At 45.8% G+C, this 1667-nt stretch carries 1 protein-coding gene; it reads left to right on the forward strand.

Annotated features, from left to right (window positions below):
- Positions 1-183: 183 nt before the first annotated feature.
- Positions 184-1667, forward strand: a 1484-nt coding sequence (locus A4S05_RS28640) for a hypothetical protein (protein ID WP_069073176.1), incomplete at its 3' end; no start/stop codon positions are given.

Here is a 1667-nt window from a genome sequence, read left to right on the forward strand (position 1 = left end):
GAATTCATAGACGGCATGAGTACTCCAGCCGTCAAATTGTTTTGTGAACTTATTTTAAGGAGGTTATGGCAAAAATAATTACGCTTTTCCAAAGGCAATAAAAAGTAATTGCTGAGAATACAGCAGTTTTCATTTGCATTAACCAGTATTTCCCGTGTGTATACAGCACATACAGGTAAAATCATGCTGACACTAAACCGTTCCGAAACAACATCAGCACTCGATTACAACATTCTCAATACCAGTATCCAAGATACCTTTGCTGCCATAGACCGCTTCGAGTGGCAGGCAATAGAAGAACTGCGGGTGATGCGAAATAACGGCTATTACTCTGATGCTGGTTATGCCAGTTTTGAAGATTATTGCGAAAAAGAACTAACCAAGCATGGTGGATATCGCCGGGTCAGAGATTTGCTGTCTGCGAAGAAAGTAGTTGATACTCTGCCAGAGGAACTGAAAGAGAAGATTACTAAGCCTTCTCAAACTCGCTCCTTACTCCGGTTGCTCAAAACTCCTGACAAGTTAGAGCAAGCTGTTGCGATCGCAGCAAAAGAAAAACCCTTCCCCACTGCCGCCGACTTCGCCAAAGCAGTGCAGCAAGTCGCACCAACAACTAAACGCGCCACAAAAAGCGAAAACCCTAAAACGCAATTGTGTAATTCTGTCACTGTCTCTTCCCTTTCACATCCTCGTTATGGGAATTCGGGAGTGATTGAGGCTTTGGCTCCAAACCATTGGCAGCAGATTGTGACTTTTCCTGATGGTGAAAGCCTTTTGGTCAACAATGCTGATTTGGATGCCCCAAGCGTTCCCTTTCCCAGAGAGCAGACTTATCCACCAGAATATACCGAAGCGATCGCTCAAATTAAAGAACAGCATCAGCGAGAGTTAGAACGACTTTCCCAGGAATTGAGAATTGGTTTGCAAGCAGAGGTATCGGCCAGAGCCGAAGAACAAGTAAGTGAGCAAATCCAATCTCTGCAAAACCTGTATAAGCAGCAGAAAGAGCAGAATATCCAGTTGCAGCAGCGCCTAGACGAAATGGAATCGCTACGGCAGTTGGAAACTGAAAATCAGCAACTCCAACAACGTATCCAAGAATTAGAAAACGCTGTTGAACAACGCCCTTCTCAACAGTGGGGGAATACCATGACACAACAGGCTACCAAAGCGTTGAACAAGCAGGTAAAGCAGGCGTTAGAGAAAACTATTGATTTGCGATCGCTTGCAGCAGAACCACCCAAGGAAAATGCCCAGGAATGCTTACGTTTAATGGGCATGGCTTTGAAAAACTTAGCCAGTGCTATGAACAATACCCAAGCGTTAGAGGCTGCGGCGATAATTCTGGGGACTGAGCCGACACCAATTGCGATCGCATATCGAGCCGAGCAATTAGAAATGCTACCCCAGGCGGTTAGTGATATTCGGGGGGTGCTAGCTAAACCTGGGTGTACTTGGCAGGATTATTGGGCAGTGGCGCAAGAATATGAGGTTATTAAACAAGACTACTGGGCGGAGTTGACCAGTGAGGAAACAGAGTTAATTACCGCACTCCAGAAAGCATCCTCTCAACCAGACACTATTGGTATCGGGTCTATTGTTGCCCATGCCGACCCATACCGTACTTTGTATGTCGAGAGGGGTGAGGCTTTCAAGGGTAGGGGTTT

Source organism: Nostoc sp. KVJ20 (assembly GCF_001712795.1).
Taxonomy (GTDB): domain Bacteria; phylum Cyanobacteriota; class Cyanobacteriia; order Cyanobacteriales; family Nostocaceae; genus Nostoc.